The organism is Nonomuraea sp. NPDC000554 (genome assembly GCF_040300065.1).
In the GTDB taxonomy this organism is placed as follows: Bacteria; Actinomycetota; Actinomycetes; order Streptosporangiales; family Streptosporangiaceae; genus Nonomuraea.
The window spans coordinates 61,772-83,828 of the sequence record NZ_JBEPDC010000042.1 but is presented as its reverse complement, the minus strand read 5'-3'; the positions used below and the strand labels follow the sequence as shown (position 1 = coordinate 83,828).

The 22,057-nt window shown below is 71.2% G+C and carries 18 protein-coding genes; 8 read left to right on the top strand and 10 right to left on the bottom strand.

The features are described from left to right. Window positions 1-178: 178 nt before the first annotated feature. The 5 genes from ABT294_RS46825 to ABT294_RS46805 form a co-directional block, all read right to left on the bottom strand. On the bottom strand, window positions 179-1,420 hold the full coding sequence (locus tag ABT294_RS46825; protein ID WP_350813000.1) for a polysialyltransferase family glycosyltransferase: 1,242 nt from the start codon (window positions 1,418-1,420) through the stop codon (window positions 179-181). After that, the gene (locus tag ABT294_RS46820) at window positions 1,420-2,397 is read right to left on the bottom strand and encodes a glycosyltransferase family 2 protein (RefSeq protein ID WP_350812999.1); all 978 of its coding nucleotides are present in this window, start codon (window positions 2,395-2,397) and stop codon (window positions 1,420-1,422) included. The genes ABT294_RS46825 and ABT294_RS46820 overlap by 1 nt, the downstream gene beginning before the upstream one ends. Window positions 2,398-2,407: 10 nt before the next feature. Further along, window positions 2,408-4,444 carry an N-acetylneuraminate synthase family protein gene (locus ABT294_RS46815; protein ID WP_350812998.1) on the bottom strand — a complete coding sequence of 679 codons (2,037 nt, stop codon included), beginning with the start codon at window positions 4,442-4,444 and terminating at the stop codon, window positions 2,408-2,410. A gap of 71 nt (window positions 4,445-4,515) precedes the next feature. Continuing rightward, a complete protein-coding gene (locus tag ABT294_RS46810) occupies window positions 4,516-5,181 on the bottom strand; it encodes a response regulator (RefSeq protein ID WP_350812997.1) in 666 nt (221 codons plus the stop codon). After that, window positions 5,178-6,683: a sensor histidine kinase gene (locus ABT294_RS46805; RefSeq protein WP_350812996.1), complete on the bottom strand. Its 1,506-nt coding sequence runs from the start codon at window positions 6,681-6,683 to the stop codon at window positions 5,178-5,180. The genes ABT294_RS46810 and ABT294_RS46805 overlap by 4 nt, the downstream gene beginning before the upstream one ends. Window positions 6,684-6,786: 103 nt before the next feature. On the opposite strand from ABT294_RS46805, the gene ABT294_RS46800 reads away from it, so the two are divergent. Then, window positions 6,787-8,121, top strand: coding sequence for a cation:dicarboxylate symporter family transporter (locus ABT294_RS46800; RefSeq protein ID WP_350812995.1), 1,335 nt, complete (start codon window positions 6,787-6,789; stop codon window positions 8,119-8,121). Between the two features lie 10 nt (window positions 8,122-8,131). Here the strand turns inward: ABT294_RS46800 and ABT294_RS46795 are convergent, their stop codons facing one another. From ABT294_RS46795 to ABT294_RS46785, 3 genes are all read right to left on the bottom strand, one after another. Then, complete coding sequence (locus ABT294_RS46795) at window positions 8,132-8,950, bottom strand: SAM-dependent methyltransferase (RefSeq protein ID WP_350812994.1); 819 nt, start codon at window positions 8,948-8,950, stop codon at window positions 8,132-8,134. 35 nt (window positions 8,951-8,985) lie between these two features. Continuing rightward, a complete protein-coding gene (locus ABT294_RS46790; protein WP_350812992.1) occupies window positions 8,986-10,326 on the bottom strand; it encodes a sensor histidine kinase in 1,341 nt (446 codons plus the stop codon). Window positions 10,327-10,446: 120 nt separating this feature from the next. After that, window positions 10,447-11,964 carry a glycoside hydrolase family 13 protein gene (locus ABT294_RS46785; RefSeq protein ID WP_350812991.1) on the bottom strand — a complete coding sequence of 506 codons (1,518 nt, stop codon included), beginning with the start codon at window positions 11,962-11,964 and terminating at the stop codon, window positions 10,447-10,449. Between the two features lie 304 nt (window positions 11,965-12,268). Here ABT294_RS46785 and ABT294_RS46780 point away from each other — a divergent pair, with 304 nt between their 5' ends. The 6 genes from ABT294_RS46780 (at window position 12,269) to ABT294_RS46755 (ending at window position 19,598) form a co-directional block, all read left to right on the top strand. Then, window positions 12,269-13,543: a sugar ABC transporter substrate-binding protein gene (locus tag ABT294_RS46780; protein WP_350812990.1), complete on the top strand. Its 1,275-nt coding sequence runs from the start codon at window positions 12,269-12,271 to the stop codon at window positions 13,541-13,543. A 4-nt stretch (window positions 13,544-13,547) separates the two neighbouring features. Next, entirely contained in the window at window positions 13,548-15,116 is a 1,569-nt protein-coding gene (locus ABT294_RS46775; protein ID WP_350812989.1) for an ABC transporter permease subunit, read from the top strand. Beyond that, the gene (locus ABT294_RS46770) at window positions 15,113-15,952 is read left to right on the top strand and encodes a sugar ABC transporter permease (RefSeq protein WP_350812988.1); all 840 of its coding nucleotides are present in this window, start codon (window positions 15,113-15,115) and stop codon (window positions 15,950-15,952) included. Before ABT294_RS46775 ends, ABT294_RS46770 begins: the two co-directional genes overlap by 4 nt. Window positions 15,953-15,956: 4 nt before the next feature. Further along, complete coding sequence (locus ABT294_RS46765; RefSeq protein ID WP_350812987.1) at window positions 15,957-17,729, top strand: glycoside hydrolase family 13 protein; 1,773 nt, start codon at window positions 15,957-15,959, stop codon at window positions 17,727-17,729. Between the two features lie 57 nt (window positions 17,730-17,786). Continuing rightward, on the top strand, window positions 17,787-19,016 hold the full coding sequence (locus ABT294_RS46760) for a right-handed parallel beta-helix repeat-containing protein (protein WP_350812986.1): 1,230 nt from the start codon (window positions 17,787-17,789) through the stop codon (window positions 19,014-19,016). Window positions 19,017-19,193: 177 nt separating this feature from the next. Continuing rightward, a complete protein-coding gene (locus ABT294_RS46755; RefSeq protein ID WP_350812985.1) occupies window positions 19,194-19,598 on the top strand; it encodes a VOC family protein in 405 nt (134 codons plus the stop codon). Between the two features lie 34 nt (window positions 19,599-19,632). On the opposite strand, the gene ABT294_RS46750 is transcribed toward ABT294_RS46755, so the two are convergent. Further along, window positions 19,633-20,343, bottom strand: a complete 711-nt coding sequence (locus ABT294_RS46750; RefSeq protein ID WP_350812984.1) for an SDR family oxidoreductase — start codon at window positions 20,341-20,343, stop codon at window positions 19,633-19,635. After that, complete coding sequence (locus tag ABT294_RS46745; protein ID WP_350812983.1) at window positions 20,340-21,500, bottom strand: thiolase family protein; 1,161 nt, start codon at window positions 21,498-21,500, stop codon at window positions 20,340-20,342. Before ABT294_RS46745 ends, ABT294_RS46750 begins: the two co-directional genes overlap by 4 nt. Window positions 21,501-21,586: 86 nt before the next feature. Here ABT294_RS46745 and ABT294_RS46740 point away from each other — a divergent pair, with 86 nt between their 5' ends. Then, window positions 21,587-22,057, top strand: a complete 471-nt coding sequence (locus tag ABT294_RS46740; RefSeq protein WP_350812982.1) for a winged helix-turn-helix transcriptional regulator — start codon at window positions 21,587-21,589, stop codon at window positions 22,055-22,057.

The window sequence follows — 22,057 nt, the reverse complement described above, 5'->3', positions numbered from 1 at the left end:
GCTATGGGGGGGGGCCCCCCCAACCTAAACCCTCTCCGCTCCCCCCCCCTATCGCCCCGGGGGGGGCCCCCCCCCCCCCGGCCCCCCCCACGCCGGGCGCTCAGTCGTCCTTGGTGAACGCGAGTCCCTCGAACGCGAGCCCGCCGGGCGCGGGGGCGCCGCGCCCGGCGGGCTCGCGTCACAGTGCCGATCTGATCTTTCTGCGCAGCCGGGTCAGCGCCGTGGGCCTGGCCGTCAGGGCGAGCGTCTCCAGGCGCTTGCGCTTGAAGTAACGCGGGTCGAAGCCGAACCCCGCAGCCGGACGCAGCTCGGGGTACGCCTCGGGCTGCATGCAGTAGCCGACCGCGCGCACCAGCTCCTGCAGGTCCGCCCGCGGGGCCGCGCTCACCTCGCCGCCCTCCGACAGCCGGGGGAGCAGCGCGTTCACGATGGTGACCGGCACCCGGTTGCTGTTCTCGTACGGGGTCAGCCGGTCCAGCACCAGCTCGGTGCCGTACGAGGCGACCGGCAGGCTGAAGTACCGCTGCGCCGTCACCAGGCCGGTCGAGAAGCAGCCCACCACCAGCTCCGGCCTGAGCGCGGCGAAGCACACCTCGGCCGGCACGCTCTCGCCCGCCACGATCAGCCGCACCCCGAGGGTGTCGGCGGCGACGCGCAGCAGCTGGGAGTGCCTGCGCCCGGCGGACGGGTGCGGCTTGAAGACGACCGTCCGGTACCCGCGGGCGGTCAGGGCGCGCAGCATGGTCTCGTGCAGCGCCGCCTCCTCGTCCGGCGTGACGATGTCCAGCGCCGACAGGTACTGGCCGAGGATCATCGCCTGCCCGGCCATCATGTCGGGCGCGGTCGCCGTCACCTCCCGCACGACCGCCAGGAAGGCCGCGTCGGGCAGGACCACGGGGGGCACCTCGTACTCGCTGAGCAGCAGCGGCGTCAGTCCCGGCACCAGGTCCAGGTGGAGCAGGCGGGTGATCCGGCGGAAGATCTCGGCGGGCATCGGGTCGCGGGTGGGCCCGTAGCTCATCAGCCCGTCGGAGTAGACGGTGATCGGGCAGTCGCGCACCAGCCCGGCGATCGTCCGCGCGGGCGCCACCGCGATCGACTCGAGCACCAGTTCGTCCACCTGGCCGAGGTCCAGGTAGGAGCGGATCAGCCGCTCCATCATCGGCACCTCGATCACCCGGGCCTTCCAGTCCGACGGGTGCAGCGGCGCGATGACGTCGTTCCACGAGTGCACCTCGTCGAACCGGGACCGCAGGACGGTGAAGCCGGGCGTCCTGTCGAGCGGCACGGCCACCTCGGGGATCGCCGCGTTCGTCGACACGATCAGGACCCGGCGGCCGTCGCCGAAGTGGCCGTCGTCGATCGCGGCCGCCAGCGACATCGCCCCGAACAGCGTCGAGGCGTAGAAGACCGTCGTCATCAATCCTCCCGATCCCGGCGCAGCCGGACATGGGGGCTGGGGGGCAGGTCGGGCAGCAGTGCCCGCAGTGTCGCCTCGCGATCGACGGACATCCGTGACACGGCGTCCACCACCACGTCGGTGGGCAGCGCGCGAACCGCCTGCGCGCCGCGTTCCTCGAAGCGGGCCCGCAGCTGCGGGGTGAACCGGTCGGCGATCTCCAGGTGGTGGGCGAGCAGCGCGCAGAAGTTCCGCACCGCCTTGGGCAGGAACTCCTCCTCCAGATCCTTGAACACCAGGTCGAAGGCGTCGAAGAAGTGCAACTGCCGCTCGTCGCCGACCTGTGTCAGCGACCCGGCCACCTGCCGCCGGTAGAACACCCCGGCCAGCGAGACCACCGCGAACGTGGCGGCCTCCCTGTGCAGCCGCCAGATCCACGGCCGGTCCTCGGCCGTGTGCAGCGAGCCGGGGAAGTGCAGCAGGTCGTGCAGCGAGCGGCGGTAGACGCCCGCCCACGCGTACGGGTAGTCCACCATGGTCCGCACCCCGGCGGGCAGGATCGCGTCGCGCGGGGAGAGCACCGCGCCACGCCGCGCCAGCGGGGCGCGGTGCACGACCCGCTTGCGGCCTTCGACCTGCACGTGGTCGGCGCGGACGAAGTCGCAGCCGAGCCCGTCGATGGCCTCGACGAGCCGGGGCAGGTAGCCGGGGGCGAGCCAGTCGTCGCCGTCCATGAACGTGACGAACCGGCCGGACGCCGCCGTCAGCCCGGTGTTGCGCGCGTCCGCCAGGCCGACGGGCGTGGGGTTACGCAGGACGGCCAGGCCCGGCAGGTCGGCGAGGAAGTCCTCGGCGATGGCACCGGTGGCGTCGACGGACCCGTCGTCCACGACGATGAACTCGAAGTCGTGCCGTGCGTTGCGGCGCAGGGAGGCGAGCGCGTCGGCGATGAAGCGCTCGCCGTCCCTGACCGGCACGACGACCGAGAGTGTGATCAACGTGCCTCTCTCAGACGGTCGCGCGGCGCAGGCGGGCCTTGGGCGCCTCCTCGCCGGGGAAGACACGCTTCACGCCGTCGCCCATGGCCTGCTCGATGATCCGGATGTCGCGTACCAGGTGCTCCAGCCCGGCGGGCTCCAGGGAGGCCGCGTGGTCGGAGCCCCACATGGTGCGGTCGAGCGTGATGTGCCGCTCCACGCAGACCGCGCCGAGCGTGACGGCGGCCATCGAGATCTGCAGCCCGCGCTCGTGCCCGGAGTAGCCCACCGGCACGCCGTACCGCTCCTTGAGCGTGGTGATGGTGCGCAGGTTCGCCTCTTCCGGAGGCAGCGGGTAGGTGGACGTGGCGTGCATCATGATCAGCTTGTCGGTGCCGAGGATCTCGACCGCCTTGTCGATCTCCGACAGCGTGGACATGCCGGTCGACAGGATGATCGGCTTGCCGGTCAGGGCCAGCGCCCGCAGCAACTCGTGGTCGGCGACGCTGGCCGAGGCCACCTTGTGCACGAGGACGTCCATCTCCTCCAGGAACTCCACGGACGGGACGTCCCACGGGGAGGCGAACCAGTGCAGGCCGCGCTCGTCGCAGTACTTGGCGATCTGCCGGTACTCGTCGTGCCCGAACTCGGTCCGCTCCTTGTACTCCAGATAGGTCATCTCGCCCCACGGCGTCTGCCTGATCTGGTCGCGCTGCTCGACGGGCACGCAGATGGACGGGGTCCGCTTCTGGAACTTGACCGCCTGGCAGCCCGCGTCGGCGGCCACGTCGATCAGCCGGCGGGCCAGGTCGAGGTCGCCGTTGTGGTTGATGCCGATCTCGCCGATCACGTAGACCGGCTCGCCGTCGCCCACCAGCACGTCCCCGATCGCCACCGGGCCGAACCTGGGCCGCTCCTTCACCTCGGGCGCGGCGGGCTCGGGCCGGGCCGCCACGACCCGGTCGCACAGTTCGCGCACGGCGCCGTCGCCGCCGTTCCTGGTCAGCACCACCCGGGCGGCGGCGCGCACCTTCGGGTGCGCGTCGGGCACCGCGATCGGCCAGCCCACCTCGGCCATCGGGCCCAGGTCGTTGACGTCGTTGCCGACGTAGGCGACGCGGGCCGGGTCCAGGCCCTCGATGGTCAGCCAGTCGCGCAGCACCGTCCGCTTCTCGGCCAGGCCCTGCAGCACGGGCACGCCCAGCTTGCGGGCGCGGGCGGCGACCACCGGGTTGTGCTCGGTGGACATCACCAGCACCTTGACGCCCGCCTTGCGCAGCAGCGCCACGCCCATCCCGTCGGAGCGGCTGACGAGGACCATCTCGCGGCCCTCGGAGTCGACGTAGGCGCGGTCGTCGGTGTGGACGCCGTCGAAGTCGGTGATGACCGCGTCGACGTCGATCGGCTCGGGCTTGTCGATGAACGGGGCGAGCGCGCGGACCAGGTCCAGGTCTTCGGGGTTGTCGACCTCGACGGCGTGCTGCGCGGGCACCGGCTGCACGGCGATCGTGCCGAAGAAGCGGTGCCCGTGCTCGCGCAGGCCGGAGGTGCGCATCACGTAGAACGCGCCGTTCTCGCGGAACTCGGCGTCGCGGTCCTGCCTGCGCAGCCGGACGGCGGGGTCGTGGTTGACGCCCGCGCCGGCGGCCGTCCAGAGGAACTCGTGCGTCGCCAGCCCGGACACGACCGAGTCGGCCTCGCCGTCGAGGACCATGCGCACTGCGGACGACAGGTTCTCCGGGTCGATGAACGCGCTCGTGCACTGCACGAGGACGACCACCTCGGGGTCCTGCTCGAGGGTGTCGAGGGCGTGCAACACGGCGGACTCGCTGGACGCGGTCGCGCCGCTCAGCTCCTCGGGCCGGTCGACGACGAGCGCCCCCGCCTCGCGGGCGACGTCCGCGATACCGGCGTGGTCGGTGCTCACCACCACCTGGTCCACCAGTTCGGCCTGCCGGCAGGCCCGCACCGCGCGGGTGACCAGCGGGAGGCCGCCCACGAGGGCGAGGTTCTTCAGGGGAACGCCCGCTGAACCTCCGCGGGCGGGAACTACGGCCAGGACTCGCAAGGTGACTCCTCCATGCTTCGGGGTGTCCCCAGAAGCTAGAGGCCCGTGTTGAACTGGCAGCGTCACCTCCATTAACTTTCCATGGGCATCCGGTAGAGCAACTCTGGCCGTCCCACCCCGCCGTACTGCGGGAACCTCGCCGCCAGCCCCAGTTCCACCAGATATTCCAGGTACCGTCGCGCGGTCACCCGCGACACCCCTGCCGCCGCCCCCACCGCCTGCGCCGACACGCCCTGCGGATGCCCCCGAAGGTGCGCAGCGACCGTGTCGAGCGTGTCGCGCGACATCCCCTTGGGCAGCTCCGAGCTGCCGCGCAGGGTGCCGAGCACCCGGTCGACGTCCCGCTGGGCGACGATCTCGCCCGCCTCCTCCCTGAAGCGGGCGTAGCGGTTCAGCTTCTCCCGCAGCGTGGCGAAGGTGAACGGCTTGAGCAGGTACTGCGAGACGCCGAGCGAGACCGCCGAGCGCACCATCGCCAGGTCGCGCGCGGACGTCACCGCGATCACGTCGCACAGCAGCCCCCCGGCCCGCGCCGCCCGGCACACCTCCAGCCCCGGCATGTCGGGCAGGTACAGGTCGAGCAGGACGAGATCGACCGGCGTGTGCCGCAGGAACCGCAGGGCCTCCCCGCCCGTCCGCGCCACCCCGGCCACCGCGAAGCCCGGCACCCGCTCCACGTAGATGCGGTGGGCCTCGGCCATGATCTCCTCGTCCTCGACGACGAGCACCGAGATCATCGGGCCGGCTCCGGGACGGGCAGCCGCACGGTGAACTCGGAGCCGTCGACCTCGATGGTGCCGCCCAGCCGCCGCACCGCCTGCCCCACCAGCGCCAGGCCGAGGCCGTGCCCGTCGCCCTTGGTGGTCCAGCCCCGCGCGAACGCGTCGGCACCGGTCAGGCCGGGCCCGTTGTCGGCCACCCGCAGCACCAGCCCGGAGGAGTCGCCCCGCAGGTGCACCTCGACCCGCGAGGCCGCGTCGATGGCGTTGTCGATCAGGTTGCCGACGATCGTCACCAGCTCCCGCGCGTCGAGCCCCAGCGCGACCAGCTCGTCGTCGAGCTCGCTGTCCTGGCTGATCACCAGCTCGCTGCCGCGCTCGGCCGCCTCGGCGCTCTTGCCCAAAAGCAGCGCCGCCAGCACCGGCTCGCGCACCGAGCCCATCACCCGGTCGGTCAGCTCCTGGGCCGCGCGCAGCTCGGCGGTGCCGAACGCCACCGCCTGCTCGGCGCGTCCGAGCTCCACCAGGGTGATCACGGTGTGCAGGCGGTTCGCCGCCTCGTGCGCGGCCGAGCGCAGCGACTCGGCGAAGCCGCGCTCGGCGTCGAGCTGCCCGGCCAGCGCCTGCAGCTCGGTGTGGTCGCGCACGGTCACCACGGTGCCGAGCCTGCTCGTGGCGCTGTTGACGGCCAGCACCCGGTCGCCGACCAGGTGGATCCGCTCCTCGCTCGCCGACAGCACCTCGGCCAGGCCCAGCTCGGCCACGTGCCGCCCCTCGGCGTCGGCGGGCAGGTCGAGCAGCAGCCGGGCGGCGTCGTTGCACAGGGTCAGCTCGCCGTCTCTGCCGACCAGCAGCAGACCCTCCCTGACGGCGTGCAGCACCGCGTCGTGGTGTTCGTGGATGCGGCCCAGCTCGACCGGGCCCAGCCCGTGGGTCTGGCGGCGCAGCCGCGCCGTCACCAGCCACGTGCCCGCCGCGCCGAGGCCCAGCCCGAGCAGCGCGATGAGCCCGGTCCAGGCGAGCTGCCCGCGCATCCTGGCGCTCACCCTGTCGACCTTGATGCCGGCGCTGACCAGCGCCCGCACCTTCCCGCCGGTGCGCACGGGGGCGACCGCGCGCACGGACGGGCCGAGCGTGCCCGTGTAGATCTCGGTGAACGTGCGGCCTTCCAGCGCCGGCTGGATGTGGCCGAGGAACGGCCTGCCGATCTCGGCCGGGTTGGGATGGGTGTAGCGGGTGCCGTCGGGCTTCATGATGGTGACGAAGTCGACGCCGGTGTCGACCCGCACCCGCTCGGCGAACGGCTGCAGCCGCAGCGTGGGCGACGGGTCGTCGAGCGCGGTCTGCACGTCGGGCGAGGCCGCCACGCTGGCCGCCGCCGCCCTGGCCGAGGCCACCGCCTCGGCCTCGACCAGCTGGTTCGCCAGGACCGAGACGGCCACGGCGGCGCCGGCGAGCGTGACGGCGACCACCAGCAGCTGCAGGACCAACATCTGCCCTGCCAGGCTCCAGCGTCGCATGTGTCCCTCTCCATGAACGAAACTTACGCAATAGTGACCTGGATCACTACGGTCCGCATATTTGCACTGTCAGCACTGTTCTCAAAGCCGGAGAGTGCCCCCCATGCGTGATCGCACCCGTTACCTCTACCTGGCCGTCATCGTGGCGGTCGTGCTCGGGATCCTCGTCGGATACCTCTGGCCGGATGTGGGCAAGGAACTCAAACCCATCGGCACCGGCTTCGTCGCGCTGATCAAGATGGTGATCAGCCCGATCATCTTCTGCACGATCGTGCTCGGTATCGGCTCGGTGAACAAGGCTGCCAAGGTCGGCAAGGTCGGCGGGCTGGCTCTCGGCTACTTCATCGTCATGTCGACGTTCGCGCTGCTCATCGGTCTGCTGGTCGGCAACCTGATCGACCCGGGAGCCGGCCTGCACCTGACCGACGCGGGCAAGCAGGCCGCCGAGGCGGAGGCCGCCAAGGGCGGCGAGAGCAGCGCGGTCGACTTCGTCGTCGGCATCATACCGACCACCCTGGTCTCGGCCTTCACCTCGTCGCAGGTGCTGCAGACGCTGCTGGTGGCGCTGCTCACCGGCTTCGCCGTGCAGGCCATGGGCGCCAAGGGCGAGCCCATCCTGCGCGGAGTCGAGCACATCCAGCGGCTCGTGTTCCGCATTCTGTCGATGGTCATGTGGGCGGCCCCCGTCGGCGCGTTCGGCGCGATCGCCGCCCTCATCGGCGCCACCGGCCTGGAGGCGCTCAAGACCCTGGGCATCATCATGGGCGCCTTCTACCTCACCTGCCTGCTCTTCGTCGGCGTGGTGCTCGGCACCGTCCTGTGGGTGTTCGCCCGAATCAACCTCTGGTCGCTGCTGCGCTATCTCGGCCGCGAGTTCCTGCTGATCCTGTCGACGTCGTCGTCGGAGACGGCACTGCCCCGGCTGATCGCCAAGATGGAGCACCTGGGCGTCAGCCGCACCGTGGCGGGCATCACGGTGCCCACCGGCTACTCCTTCAACCTCGACGGCACCGCCATCTACCTGACCATGGCGACGCTCTTCGTCGCCTCGGCCACAGGGGCGCCGCTCCAGGTCGGCGAGCAGGTGACGCTCCTGCTGTTCATGATGATCGCCTCGAAGGGCGCGGCGGGCGTGAGCGGCGCCGGCCTCGCCACGCTGGCGGCCGGCCTGCAGTCGCACCGGCCGGAACTGGTCGACGGCGTCGGCCTGATCGTCGGCATCGACCGGTTCATGTCCGAGGCCAGGGCGCTGACCAACTTCGCGGGCAACGCGGTCGCCACCGTCCTCATCGGCAGGTGGACGGGCGACTTCGACCGCGAGCGGGCCGCCGAGGTGCTGGCGGGACGCGTGCCGTTCGACGAGGCCACGCTGCTCGACGAGCCCAAGGAGGCGGAGCCGCCCGCCCCGGGGACCGAGAAGGAACTGGCTCCGGCCTAGGAGCCGGGCGTCAGGGCTTGCGGCCGATGCCCGCGTAACCCAGGCGGGCGAGCTCGGCGTCGAGGAACACGACCGCGTCGGGGTCGGTGAACGGCCACACCACCTCCGGCCCTATGCCGTTCGCCAGGCCCGGCGGGATCAGCTCGAAGTCGCCGAAGAAGGCTTCGATCTCTCTGCCGGGTCTGGGGCAGAACGGCGAGTTGGCCTGGCGGTAGTACTGCACGATCGGGGCGATGCGCTCGGGCAGGACGTCGCTGCCTACATGCGAGATCGCCAGGTAGCTGCCCGGCGCCAGGGCGTCGCGGTAGGCGGCGACGAGCCGGCCGGGCTGCTCCACGTCGGGGATCAGGTGCAGCAGGAACATCATCAGCACCGCGACCGGCCGGTCGAAGTCGAGCAGCGCGCGCACGTCCGGGTTGGCGAGGATCTGGTCCGGCCTGCGGACGTCGCCCTCCACCATCGCCACCCGCTCGGGGCTGGCGAGCATCGCCCGGCCGTGGGCGCAGACCACCGGGTCGTTGTCGACGTACACCACCTTGGCGTCGGGCGTGAAACGGTGGGCCACCTCGTGCACGTTCTCCTGCGCGGGAAGCCCGGACCCCAGGTCGAGGAACTGCGTGATGCCCTGCCGGCACAGGTACTCCACGAACCGGCCGATCAGCGCGCGGTTCTGCCTGGTGCCGTCGCGCGTCTCGGGCAGCACGCTCAGGACCCGTTCAGCCAGCTCCCTGTCAGCGCGGAAGTTGTCCTTGCCGCCGAGAAAGTAGTCGTACATGCGCGCTGCGTTCGGAACATGAGGGTCCACACCACTGGGAGCCTGCTCGGTCATGGGCCCCATGATTCCCGATTTCGCCGTCTTGCGGGTCAAACGGCCGGAATTCTCAGCACGAATCGCGCCCCGCCCTCGAAGTCGTCCACCTCGATGCTCCCGCAGTGCGCCAGCGCCACGTCGCGCGCGATGGCCAGGCCCAGGCCCGTGCCGCCGAGGTCGCGGCTGCGCGCCGCGTCCAGGCGGGTGAAGCGCTCGAAGATGTGCTCGCGGTCGCTCTCCGCGATCTCCACCCCGTCGTTCTCCACCGCCAGGACGGCGTCGTCGCCCTCCCGCGCCACCAGGATCATGACGTAGCTCTCCGCGTGCCGCTGGGCGTTGTCCAGCAGGTTCGTCAGCACCCTGGCCAGCTGCAGCCGGATCCCGCAGACCGCCACGCCGTCCTGCGCCCGCACCCGCACGGGCAGCCTGTCGGAGCGGACGCTCAGCTCCTCCCTGACCAGGTCCGACAGGTCGACGCGCTCCTTGACCGCGTCCACCCCCGAGCCGATCCTGGCCAGCAGGAGCAGGTCGGTGATGATCGCCTCCAGCCGGTCGGTGTCGCGCAGCGCGCTCTTCACCAGGGCGTCGAGGTCGGTGTCGTGGGGGTAGAGCTGGGCGCTCTCCAGCTGGGCGCGCAGCCCGGCGATCGGGGTGCGCAGCTCGTGCGAGGCGTCGGAGGCGAACTGGCGCTGCTGCCGGGTCGAGAGCTCCAGCCTGGCCAGGGTGCCGTTGATCGACCTGGCGAGCTCGGCGACCTCGTCCGCGCCTTGGGGGTAGGTCACGCGGCGGCTCAGGTCGCTGGCGGTGATCTCGTCCAGCTCGCTGCGCATCGCCGCGACGGGGCGCAGCGCCCGCCCGGTGACCAGCCACGTCGCCCAGGCCGCCAGCGCGATCAGCACCGCGATCTGTGAGAACACCACCGCTTCCAGCACCCGGGTGGAGAGCACGGTCGGCGTGCTGAAACCGGCGTAGACGGTGGAGGAGGCGCCCGCGGAGGTCATCCTGGCGGCCGTCAGGTGGACGCACTCCGTGGGCAGGCAGTTCGTGGTGTTGATGACCGGGTTGTCCGGCGGCGGCTGGACGTCGCTGAGCCGCGGCAGGTTGCGTGCCGCGTCGCTGGAGGCGAGGACCTGGCCGTCGGGCGCGACGATCTGGATCAGGTCGACCTCGGGGTCGGGCACCGGGATCGCGGCGCCGAGAGGCAGCTGCCCGTTGTGGGCCTCGGCCACCACCTGGGTGGCGGTGTGCGAGGTGCTCTTCCAGACGTTGTTCGTGATGATGGATCTGGACACGAGAACACCGCCGATCCCCGCGGGGATCAGCAGGAGGACGGCGACGACCGTGGCGATGAGCGTGACACGGCCGCGAAGGGATCTGGCCCACAGGCGTACCACGCACCGAAGGGTACTCACCGTGATAGCCGCCAAAAGTCGGCTAAAAGGAAAGTTTGGTCCAAAGGCGACAGCGCCGGTAAGCCCTCCCGCGAAGGGCCTACCGGCATCCTCAGGCCGCCGTCAGCGCGGCTGGAGCCAGATCGCGGTGTCGGGCGGGACCGAGCCGTCCTCGGGCAGGGGGCCGCTCGACAGCAGCACCTCGCCCGACAGGCCCAGCTCGCCCAGGGTGACGGGCTCCTCGCCGGCGTTCAGCACCACGGCCAGCGTGTCGCCGTCGCCCGAGGAGCGTTCGAGCGCCAGGACGTCGCGGGGGGAGTCCAGCCAGGTGAGCGTCCCGCCACCGAGCGCCGGGTGGGACCTGCGGGTCGCGAGCGCGGCCCGGTAGAGATTCAGCGTCGAGCCGGGGTCGTCCTGCTGCGCCTCGGCCGACAGCTCCGCCCACGAGCCGGGGATCGGCAGCCACGGGTCCTGCCAGCCGCAGCCGGGCGCGCTGGTCCACGGGATCGGGACGCGGCAGCCGTCGCGGCTCTCGCCGATACGCCGGAACGCCGGGTCCTGGCGCAGCTCGTCGGGCAGGTCGAGGACGTCGGGCAGGCCGAGCTCCTCGCCGTTGTAGAGGTAGGCGGAGCCGGGCAGGGCGAGCATGAGCAGGGTGGCCGCCCGCGCGCGGGCCAGGCCGCCGTGCCGGGTGACGTGGCGGGGCTTGTCGTGGTTCGACAGCACCCAGGTGGTCGGGGCGCCGACCAGCTCCGCCTCCGCCAGCGACTTCTCGATCACCGCCCGGAACGACTTGGCGTGGAAGTCCGCCATCATGAACTCGAAGTTGAACGCCTGGTGCAGCTCGTCGGGGCCGACGTAGCGGGCCAGCCGCTCGGCCGACGACACCCACGCCTCGGCCACCGCCATCCGGCCGCCCGGGTAGGAGTCGAGGATCGGCCGCCACTCGCGGTAGATGTCGTGCACGCCGTCCTGGTCGAAGTACGGCAGCTGCTCGTCGCCCAGCATCTCCGCCTGGCGGCCCTCCTTCGGGCCGACGTCCGGCAGCCCGGCGGCCTTGACCATGCCGTGCGCCACGTCGATGCGGAACCCGTCGACGCCCCGGTCCAGCCAGAACCGCAGGATGTCGCGGAACTCGGCGCGGACCTCGGGGTTGTCCCAGTTCAGGTCGGGCTGCTCGGGCGCGAACAGGTGCAGGTACCACTGGCCGTCGGCCACCTGGGTCCAGGCGGAGCCGCCGAAGATGGACTCCCAGTCGTTGGGCCGGTCGCGGAAGATGTAGCGCTCGCGCAGCCCGGCCTGGAACCAGGGGTGGTGGTCGGAGGAGTGGTTCGGCACCACGTCCACGATCACCCTGATGCCCAGCGCGTGCGCGTCCTCGATCAGCGCGTCGAAGTCGGCGAGGTCGCCGAACATCGGGTCCACGTCGCGGTAGTCGGCCACGTCGTAGCCGCCGTCGGCCATCGGTGAGGTGTAGAAGGGGCTCAGCCAGATCGCGTCCACGCCCAGCTCGCTCAGGTATCCCAGGCGGCTGCGCACACCGGGCAGGTCGCCCATGCCGTCGCCGTTCGCGTCCGCGAAGCTGCGGGGATAGACCTGGTACACGACGGCGTCCCGCCACCAGTCGTCGTTGCCGAGCATGGGGGTCCTTTCCGGGGATGTGCACTGATGTCCCGTGCAGGATCGCGCGACCGCTCGGGGATGGTCAAGTGTAAGTTGCGGAAAGTTGCAGTTCGGCCCATGAGCCGGAATGTCACCGGCTTCACGAGGTCAAGGGCGTATCCGGCGGGTCTGGATCAGGTAACGCTCTTGCGCAAGTTCTTCCACTTCTTGCAAAGAGACGCTAACGTCCCGGAAATGTCAGCCGCGAAAGCGGCCGATAACGGCTTCTCGAGCGGCCACGCGTGGACGTGCCGCCGCTCCCTCCGTGACCTCAGGAGGTCCCATGCGCATGCGAGCTCTGGGCGTGGCCGCCGCAGCGACCCTGGCGTTCGCCGCCGCGGGCTGTGGCGGTTCGGAACCCGCCACCCCCTCGGCGGCCCCCAGCGGGTCCGCGTCCGCCCCCGCCGCCGACAAGGGCAGCGGCAAGCTCGTGATCTGGGCCGACCCCAACCGGGTCAAGGCGCTCAAGCCCTTCGCCGAGCAGTTCGGCACCGAGAACGGCGTGACCGTCGAGGTGAAGGAGATCAGCAAGGACAACCAGCAGACCTTCCTCACCGCCTCCCAGCAGGGCAGCGGCCCGGACGTCATGGTCGGCGCGCACGACTGGATCGGCAACCTGGTGCAGAACGGCGCCATCGACCCGGTCAACCTCACCGACGAGCAGAAGGCCGGGTTCTCCGAGATCGCCATCAAGGCGGTCACCTTCAACGGCCAGGTGTACGGCGCGCCGTACGCGGTCGAGAACATCGCGCTGATCCGCAACACCAAGCTCGCGCCCGACGCCCCCGCGACCCTGGAGGACATGGTCAAGAAGGGCAAGGAGCTCAAGGCCGCGGGCAAGGTCAAGGAGCTGCTCTGCCTCCCGGTCGGGCTGAAGGGCGACGCCTTCCACGTCTACCCGATCTTCGCCGCCGGCGGCGGCTCGCTGTTCGGCGCCACCGCGACCGGCGACCCCGACCCGAAGAAGGTGCTGCTCGGCTCCGACGAGTCCGTCAAGGCGTTCGGCAAGCTGAAGGACCTGGGGGAGAAGGGTGACGGCGCGCTGAAGACGTCCATCACCAACGAGAACTACATCGCCAACTTCGCGGGCGGCAAGTGCGCCTTCCTGATCTCCGGCCCGTGGGCGATGGGCGACGTGAAGAAGGGCGGCTTCACCTACGACGTCACGCCCGTCCCGTCGTTCAAGGACGGCAAGCCCGCCACCCCGTTCGTCGGCGTGCAGTCGTTCTTCGTGGCGTCCAAGGGCAAGAGCAAGACCCTCGCCCAGGAGTTCGTCACCAACTACGTGACCAACGCCGACGTCGCCAAGGCGCTCTACGCCGCCGACCCGCGTCCCCCGGCGCTGACCGTCGCCCTCGACGCGGTCAAGGCCACCGACGCCGACGCGGGCAAGTTCATGGACGCGGGCAAGTCCGGCTTCCCGATGCCCGCGATCCCCGAGATGCAGGCCGTCTGGGAGCCGTTCGGCATCGCCGAGGAGGCCGTGGTCAAGGGCGGCGACCCGGCCAAGGCCGCGCAGGCCGCGCAGAAGGCCATCGACAGCTCGCTCAAGAACTGACGTCATGGCTCTGGACGTCCGCGAGGCCGCGGAGGCCGAAAGCCCTCCGCGGCGGAGCCGGCAGGTCACCACGGGCTATCTGGTGAGCAGGATCGCGGTGCTGGCCGTGGCCGCCGCGGTCCTGGTCTACGCGGTGCCGCCGCTGGTCGCGGCCGGATCGTGGCCGGCGCTCACGCTGCTGTGCGCCGCCACCGCGCTCATCGCCTACCTCTACCTGACCCGCCGCTTCATCCCCGCCAAGTACCTGGTTCCCGGCACCGTCTTCCTGCTGGCGTTCCAGGTGTTCCCCGTCCTGTACACGGTGAGCACCGCGTTCACCAACTTCGGCGACGGCCACCGCGGCGACAAGCAGGCGGCCATCACGGCGATCGAGACGGGCTCGGTGCGGCAGGCGCCCGGCTCGCCCGAGTACAACCTGACGGCCGCGCTCAAGGACGGCGAGCTGGTGTTCCTGCTCGTCGACCCGAAGACCAAGCAGGCCAGGGTCGGCACCGGCCAGGGGCTGTCACCGCTGACCGGGGCCCAGGTCGGCGTCACGGGCAAGGTGCTGCGGGCACCCGGGTTCACCGTGCTCACCGCGCCCGAGGCGGCGGCCAGGGCGCAGCAGATCTCGGCGCTGGCCGTCCCCACCTCCGGCGGACTGATCAAGGCCAACGGGCTGAGCCGCGCCGTCGAGGGCCGGGCGGCGCTCGGCTACGACGCCGGATGCGACTGCGTCCAGGGCGACGGCGACAGGTGGACCGCCGACGAGGGGCAGGGCTACTTCGTCAACGCCCAGGGCGCGCATCTGGCGCAGGGCTGGCAGGTCAACGTGGGGTTCGAGAACTTCGCCCGGGCGCTGACCGACCCCACCATCTCCGGATACTTCCTCGGGGTGCTCGGGTGGAACATGGTGTTCGCGCTGGCGTCCGTCGCGACCACGTTCGCGCTCGGCATGGCGGTCGCGCTGGCGCTGCACCACCCCCGCATGAAGGGGACGCGGATCTACCGGATCGTGCTGATCCTGCCCTACGCGATGCCCGCGTTCGCGATGCTGCTGGTCTGGCGGGACATGTTCAACCGCGACTTCGGGCTGATCAACTCGCTGTTCGGCCTGGACGTCGACTGGATGGGCCAGCCGATGACCGCCCGGCTGGCGGTGATCCTGGTGAACCTCTGGCTCGGCTTCCCCTACATGTTCCTGGTGACCACCGGCGCGTTGCAGGCGATCCCGCGCGAGCTGACCGAGGCCGCCGCCATCGACGGGGCCTCGCCGATGGCCGGGTTCCGCAAGGTGACGCTGCCGCTGCTGCTGGTGGCGTTGACACCGCTGCTGATCTCGTCGTTCGCGTACAACTTCAACAACTTCAACGCGATCGGCCTCACCACCGAGGGCGGCCCGTTCCCCCCTGAGAGCACGCAGGTGGGCGCCACCGACCTGCTGATCACCTACACGTTCCGGCTGGCGTTCGGCACCGGCGGCTCGCAGTTCGGCTTCGCCGCGGCGATCTCGGTGTTCATCTTCGCGATCGTGGCCGTCATCTCCGCGGTGACGTTCAGGCGGACCCGCAAGCAGGAGGAGGTCTACGCATGAAGCTCGCGCTGAGGCACGCCTTCGTGCTCGTCGTGTGCGCGTTCGCGGTGATCCCGATCCTGTTCGTGCTGTCCGCGGCGATCAACCCGCTGGGCACCCTGGCCTCCACCGACCTGCTGCCCACCGGGGCGAGCCTGAACAACTTCGGCAAACTGTTCACCTCCGACACCTACCCCTTCGCCCGCTGGTTCTTCAACTCCGTGTTCATCGCGCTGACCGCGTCGTTCGCCAGCCTGCTGCTGTCGATGTGCGCGGCCTACGCCTTCAGCCGGATGCGCTTCCGCGGGCGCCGGGTCGGGCTGCTCGCGCTGCTGCTGATCCAGATGTTCCCGCAGTTCCTCGCCGTCGTGACGATCTTCATGATCTTCACCAGGGTGACGGAGCTGTACCCCGCCTTCGGCTTCGACACCGTGTGGGGGCTCATGCTGCTCTACCTGGGCGGCGCGCTCGGCGTGAACACCTGGCTGATGAAGGGCTTCCTCGACACCGTCCCGAAGGAGCTGGACGAGGCCGCCACCGTCGACGGCGCCACGCACGCGCAGATCTTCTGGCGGATCATCATGCCGCTGGTCACGCCCATCCTCGCGGTCACCGCGCTGCTGGCGTTCATCGGCACCATGAGCGAGTTCATCATGGCCAGCGTGTTCCTGCGCGACTCCGGCAGCAAGACGCTCGCCGTGGGTATGTACGGCATGATCGCGGGGGATCAGCGCAACGCCAACTTCGGCATGTTCGCCGCGGCCACCCTGCTCACCGCGATTCCCACGGTGAGCGTGTTCCTGTGGTTGCAGAAGTACATCGTCTCCGGCCTCACCGCCGGAGCTGTCAAGGGGTAGGTCATTGCGTTACGCCGACGAGCCGCACCACGACGGCTCTCCTCTCTACGTCTCCACCCAGACCCCGTCGCCCGGCTCGCGGGTGACGGTCTGGATGCGGGCGCCCCGCGCCGCCGGCGTCACCGAGGTGCACGTCCGGACCGTCCACGACGGCGAGCCCCGCTACGTGGCCGCCGCACCGGTGTCGCGGCAGGTCGGCGGGTACGGCGAGACGGACGCCTGGTGGCAGGCCGAGATTGTCGCCGTCAACCCGGTCACCCGCTACCGGTTCCTGCTGCGCACCGGCCGGGGCACGTCGTGGCTGACCGCGTCGGGGACCGTCACTCACGACGTGCCGGACGCGAGCGACTTCCGCCTGGTCACCCACCAGGCGCCGCCCGCCTGGATGTCCGATGCGATCGTCTACCAGATCTTCCCCGACCGCTTCGCCCGCTCCAGGCCCATGCGCGACCTGCCCGACTGGGCGCTGCCGCGCGACTGGGACCGCGACCCGGTCATCCCCAGCGGCCCCGGCACCGCCGAGCAGTTCTACGGCGGCGACCTCGACGGCATCGTCCAGCACCTCGACCACGTCCAGGCGCTCGGCGCCGACACCGTCTACCTCACCCCGATCTTCCCCGCCCGCTCCAACCACCGCTACGACGCCGCGAGCTTCGACCGGGTCGACCCGCTGCTCGGGGGCGACGAGGCGCTGCACCGGCTGTCCGGCGCGCTGCGCGAGCGCGGCATGCGGCTGCTCGGCGACATCACCTCCAACCACTGCGGCGACAGCCACGAATGGTTCACCACCGCCGTCTCCGACGTGCACGCGCCGGAACGGGAGATGTTCTACTTCGACCCCGACACCGGCGACTACGAGTCGTGGTGGGGGTTCAAGACGCTGCCCAAGTTCAACTGGGGCAGCGACCTGGTGCGCGAGCGCGTGCCCGCCGTGCTGAACCGGTGGCTCGGCCCGCTCGACGGCTGGCGCGTGGACGTCGCCAACATGACCGGCAGGCGCGGCGCCGACGACTACAACCACGAGGTCGCCGCCCTGCTCCGGCGCGCCCTGCCGGAGCAGGCCGCGTTCATCGCCGAGCACAACCACGACGCCTCGCTCGACCTCGACGGCGACGGCTGGCACGGCACGATGAACTACGGCGGTTTCACCCGCCCGGTCTGGTCCTGGCTGCGCGGCCCCGACCTGGACCTCGACCACTTCCTCGGGGTGCCGGGCGGCGTGCCGTCCAAGGACGGGCTCGACACGCTGGCCACCTTCCGCGCGTTCGGCTCGCACATGTCGTGGCGCTCGCTGACCCACTCCTGGCAGCTCCTCGACTCCCACGACTCGCCGCGCGTCCGCACCGTGACGGGCTCGCGCGAACGCCACCTCGTCGCGCTCGGCCTGCAGGCCACCCTGCCCGGCACGCCGATGGTGTTCGCGGGCAGCGAGTTCGGCCTGACCGGCGTCAACGGCGAGCACTCCCGCACCCCGATGCCGTGGAACCGCCCTGGCGACCAGGACCTGACGACGCTGGCGGCCTACCGGGAGCTGTTCGGCCTGCGCAGCGCCGAGCCCGCGTTGCGCCACGGCGGCCTGCGCTGGCTGCACGCCGACGCCGACTGCCTGGTGTTCGCCCGCGAGACCGCCGAGGAGACACTGCTGGTGTGCGCGCGGCGGGCGCCCGGCGCGCCGCTGCCCATCGGCGCCCGCGCCGAAGGCGTCTACAACGCCGCCGACGGGGACGTGCTGCCGGGCGACGGACCTTCGTTGCGGATCTTCCGTCTCGCGCGCTGACACGCTACCGTTGGCGCCTCACCGGTTCGGGGCCCGACCAGACAGTGGTGCGTCCGCATGTGGTTGTTCTCCGTGGCCGTCATGGTCGCCGTCGTGGCCGGGCTCCTGCCCGCCGCCCCCGCCTCCGCCCTCGCGGGCACCACCTACTACGTCGACTCCAGGTCGGGGGACGACGCGGCGGCGGGCACCAGCGCCACCAAGCCGTGGAAGTCGCTCGACAAGGTCAGCGGCGCCAACCTCAAGCCGGGTGACGCGGTCAGCTTCAAACGGGGCAGCCGCTTCACCGGCACGCTCACCCTCACCGCCGACGGCACCGCGTCCAAGCCCATCGTCATCCAGCCGTACGGAACCGGGGCACTGGCCTCGATCAGCGGCGACTCGGGCAACTGCGTCGTCGTCAAGGGCGACCACTGGCGCATCAGCGGGCTGCGCGCCTCCCGCTGCCAGTGGGCCGGGTTCGAGATCGACGGCGACGGCAACGAACTCATCGGCGTCCAGGCCGACGGGAACGTCGCCGGAGCGTGGGTCACCGCGTCGGGCTCCCGCAACACCATCCGCGACAGCAGGCTGACCGGCAACAACCGGATGAGCGTCAACGACGAGGGCGGCGACAACGACTCGGGCGCGTTCGGCATCCTGCTGCACGGCGACGACAACCTCGTCACCGGCAACACCATCACCGGCAGCCGCGCCCGCAGCTACGACTACGGCGTCGACGGGGCCGCGGTCGAGATCTTCAACGGCAACCGCAACCGGATCACGCACAACGTCGCCCGCGACAACGAGACCTTCACCGAACTCGGCGCCCAGCAGGGCGAGAGCGCCACCGGCAACGTGTTCGCGTTCAACGTCGTGACCTCCTCGCTCGACCGCGGCTCCTTCCTCGTCACCCGGGGCCCCCGGCACGTCGTCGGCCCGGTCAAGGGGACGGTCGCCGTGAACAACTCCGTCTACCTGCCTGGCCGCGACACGCTCGGCTGGTCCTGCCACGCGGGCTGCTCCCCGGCGATTCTCAAGCTGCGCAGCAACGTCATCAAGGTCGGCGGCGACGCGGGCTACGAGGACGGCAAGGGGGCCGACGACGGGTCCAGCGTCTACCAGAGCCGCAGCGCGCACTTCAAGCTCGGCCCCGGCTCCGTCAAGGCCGACCCGAAGTTCGTCTCGCGCACCGACCTGCACCTGCGTCCCACCTCCCCGGCCCGGGGGAGGGGAACGCGGCTCAGCGCCGGCTGGTTCGGCGGCGACTCCGTTCCTGCGACCCCCGACGCGGGCGCCTACCAGCCCTGAGACTCCCGCCCCGCTCGCGGGCGCGCCGGCCGGCCTCCCCGATCGCCCGGGCCCGCTGGAAGCGGTCCATGCGGGTCCTTCCCGGTGCGAATCTGATGTCCTGCCCATGTCGATCCGGGACGCTGCCGGACGACGCCCTTACAGAGACAGCCGCATCGGAGCGAAGGGAAGTGAACCATGGACTGGAAGATCGAGGTGATCCCCATTCCCGTGGCGGACATCGACAAGGCGAAGCAGTTCTACAGCGAACAGGTCGGGTTCGTGGTGGACCACGACACCCAGGTCAGCCCCGACACCCGGTTCGTGCAGCTGACCCCGCCCGGGTCGGCCTGCTCGATCGTGCTGGGAGTGGCGACCGGCACGCCTCCCGGGTCCGTGCAGGGGGTGCAGATGGTGGTGCCCGACATCGAGGCGGCGCGGGCGGAGCTGGCCGGACGCGGCGTCGCCGTCAGCGCGATCCAGCACTTCGAGAAGGACGGCAGCCAGGCCGAGGGCAAGGGCGGCCCGTGGAACTCGTTCGTGTTCTTCAACGATCTCGACGGAAACGGCTGGATCCTCCAGGAACGCCCCGCCGAACGTTAGAGTCCCGGCCCTCGCCCGGCGCCCGAGCGGCGGGTCAGGCGGATCCGAGGGCGGGGTAGAGCACGCCGAGGTCGCTCGACAGGGCGGACCTGACGGAGCGGCTGAGGTGGTCCACGAGGACCTCGTGCAGCCCGGCTTCGACGCCGTCGAAGGTCCTGGCGGCGACCTCGGCAGGGCTGATCTTGTCCGCGTCGACGCTGCGGACCATGTCGGTGTCGATGTACCCGGCGTGCACCGCCACCACCTGGGTGCCCTGTTCGCGCAGTTCCAGCCGCAGCGCGTTGGTCAGCGACCAGGCCGCGGCCTTGGAGGCGGCGTACGTGGCCAGCTGCGGCGACGTGACGAACGACAGCACCGACAGCATGTTGACCAGGGCCCCGCCCCCGTTGCGCCCCAGGACGGGCGCGAAGGCGCGGCCCATGGACAGGGTGCCCAGGTAGTTGGTCTCCAGCTCGGCGCGGGCCGCGTCCAGTGAGGCCCCGTCCAGCAGGGCGTCGCCGCGGGAGACGCCCGCGTTGTTGACGAGCAGCGTGACGTCGCCGCACAGCGCGGCGGCGGCGGCCACGCTGTCCGGGTCGGTGACGTCGAGCCGCACGGGCACCAGGCCGGGCTCGGTGATGGTCGAGGGGTCGCGGGCCCCCGCGTACACGGTGCTCGCCCCGCGCTCGAGCAGGGCGCGGGCGAAGGCGGCCCCCAGGCCGCGGTTGGCGCCGGTGACGAGCGCGACACTTCCGTTGATCTTCATCGGATGCTCTCCAGGATGGTGGCGTTGGCGAGGCCCCCCGCCTCGCACATGGTCTGCAGGGCGTTACGGGCGCCGCGCCGGCGCATCGCGTGCACGAGGGTCGTCATGATCCGGGCGCCGCTGGCCCCGAGCGGGTGGCCCAGCGCGATGGCGCCGCCGTGCACGTTGACCCGGGCGGGGTCGGCGCCGGTCTCCTGCAGCCAGGCGAGCACGACGCTGGCGAAGGCCTCGTTGACCTCGAACAGGTCGATGTCGTCGAGCCGCAGCCCGGCGCGGCGCAGCACCTTCTCGGTGGCCGGGATGACGCCGGTCAGCATGAGCAGCGGGTCGGAGCCGGTGACGGCGAAGCTGTGCAGCCGGGCCAGCGGGCGCAGCCCCAGCCTGGCGGCCGTCTCGCCGCTGGTGATCAGCAGGGCCGCCGCGCCGTCGTTGACGGGGCTGGTGTTGCCGGCCGTGACCGACCAGTCGATCTGCGGGAAGCGCTCGGCGTAGCCGGGGTCGGCGAAGGCGGGCCTGAGCCCGGCGAGGACCTCCATGGTGGTGCCGGGACGGATCGACTCGTCCCTGGTGAGCCCGGCGATGGGCGCGATCTCGTCCGTGAGGTCGGCGGCGGCGGCCTTGGCGTGCGAGCCGACGGAGAAGGCGTCCATCTGCTCGCGCGTGAGCGACCACTTGGCGGCGATCAGTTCGGCGCTGATGCCCTGCGGGACGAGCCCGCCAGGGAAGCGGGCGGCGACGCCCGGCCCGAACGGGTCGGCTCCTGGTGGCACGTTCGACCACATCGGCACCCGGCTCATCGACTCCACGCCGCAGGCGATCGCCACGTCGTAGGCGCCGGCGATGACGCCCTGCGCGGCGAAGTGGACGGCCTGCTGCGACGAGCCGCACTGCCGGTCCACGGTGACGGCGGGGACCGAGTCGGGGAAGCCGGCCGACAGCCAGGCGTAGCGGGTGGTGTTCATGGCCTGCTCGCCGACCTGGTCGACGCAGCCGCCGATCACGTCGTCGACGAGGGACGGGTCCACGCCGCTGCGGTCGATCAGGGCGCGCAGCGTGTGGGCGAGCAGTTCCACCGGGTGGATCCCGGCGAGCGCGCCTCCCGGCTTGCCCTTGCCGATCGGGGTGCGCACGGCTTGCACGATGACCGCGTCGCGCATGGCGTCCTCCTGTCAGTTGGAAAACTGGACTCACTGTAACCCTAGTGCGTTGGAAAAACCAACGCACCCCGCGTAGCCTGGTGGGCATGACGACCGCACGTCCCTGCTCCATCGCCGGCGCGCTCGGCGTGATCGGCGAGAAGTACTCCCTGCTCGTGCTGCGGGAGGTGTTCTTCGGCGTGCGCCGGTTCGACGCGATGGTCCGCAACATCGGCGCGCCGCGCGACATCCTGGCCGCGCGGCTGCGCCATCTGGTCGAGGCGGGCGTGCTGGAGAAGGTCGCCTACAGCGAGCGCCCGCCCAGGTACGAGTACCGGCTGACGGAGGCGGGGGCGGAGTTGCAGGGCGTCCTGCACCTGCTCAGGCAGTGGGGCGATCGGCACCTGGCCGACCGGCCGCCGGTGGTGTTCGAGCACGCGTGCGGCGACACGCTGGACGCGGAGGTCGTCTGCCGCTCCTGCGGCGAGCAGGTCGCGCCCGGCTCGCTGTCGGCGCGCTTCCAGGTCCCGGGCTGGGGTGTGGCGGGCGCCACTGCGGCGGAGCGCCCGGCCGGATAA